The sequence below is a fragment of the Rahnella sp. ChDrAdgB13 genome, from assembly GCF_017655185.1.
Classification (GTDB): domain Bacteria; phylum Pseudomonadota; class Gammaproteobacteria; order Enterobacterales; family Enterobacteriaceae; genus Rahnella; species Rahnella contaminans.
The window spans coordinates 1-1246 of record NZ_JAEMGT010000223.1 but is presented as its reverse complement, the minus strand read 5'-3'; the positions used below and the strand labels follow the sequence as shown (position 1 = coordinate 1246).

At 49.0% G+C, this 1246-nt stretch carries 1 protein-coding gene; it reads right to left on the bottom strand.

Going from position 1 to position 1246, the window contains the following annotated elements:
- A partial coding sequence (locus tag J8X26_RS28140) for an integrase arm-type DNA-binding domain-containing protein (RefSeq protein WP_208952600.1) occupies positions 1-1017 on the bottom strand: 1017 nt, incomplete at its 3' end.
- Positions 1018-1246: the final 229 nt, after the last annotated feature.

Here is a 1246-nt window from a genome sequence, read left to right as displayed (position 1 = left end):
GATTTCATCTTTTGTGTCATAGCCCATCAGGCGTAGCGCCTTGTTGACCGTGTTTTCACACATCGGTTTATATGGATTGTGATCGCCGGGGAATACCAGCTCCTGATGCCCGGATATTTCCCGTATCTGTTCCAGAATAGTGATGGACTGACGGGAGAGTGGAACGATGTGTGGAGTGCGCATTTTTGCACCACGCCCAGAATAGCGGACACCAGGGATAGCTTCGCGTGTGGCTGGAATGGTCCAGATTTTGTTTCTGATATCGATCTCAGACCAACGGGCGAAGCGCAGCTCGCTGGAGCGGATAAATAGGTGAAGGGTTAGTGATACGGCCAGGCGGGTTAACTCTCGTCCTTGCTTGTAGTCCTCAATGCGAGCCAATAGTTCCGGCAGTCGCTCCAGCGGAAGGGCAGGGTAGTGGCGTTTAACGGGCGGGGCGATGATACCGTCCAGATTTGCAGCAGGATTCTGCTCTATCAACTCATTATGTACGGCATGACGCATGATGTTGCACATATGCTGCCGGGTACGTGCTGCGACTTCCAGCAGACCTTTTTGCTCAATGCCTTTCAGCAGGTCGATAAAGTGACGAGGTTTCAGTTCAGCTACCGGCAAGTGTCCAATCACAGGAAATATATGATTGTTTATGCTGGCAAGCAGACGGGAGGCGTGGTTCTCTGACCATGTTCGGTTGCTTTTATGCCAGTCCAGTGCCACATACTTAAAAGTTTTTTCTGGCGAGGAAGTGGCTCTTTCAGCAGAGCGCTGTTGTGCTGGATTGATATTATGCGCCAGCAATTTACGGATACCATCACGCTGTTGACGAGCATCAGCCAAAGATACGTCGGGGTAGGCGCCTAAGCCAAGGCGGGATTCTTTACTATTGATACGATATTTGAGATACCAGAGACGTGAACCGACTGGATTTACTAATAGGTACAGGCCGTGAGAATCGGAAACTTTGAAGGGTTTTGCAGATGATTTTAAGTTGCGGATTTTTGAGTCGTTAAGAGACATTTGGGGGTCACTCCGTCATCGAACCAACATGACCCCAAATCTGACCACCAAATTCTCCCGATGCGGAGGGAAAACTGAAAATGCATCGGGAAGACTTTTCACACTAACTTGTTGAATCTAAATCGTATAAAGATTCGCAAAGAGGCATGAAAACACAAATTTGGCTCCTCTGACTGGACTCGAACCAGTGACATACGGATTAACAGTCCGCCGTTCTACCGACTGAACT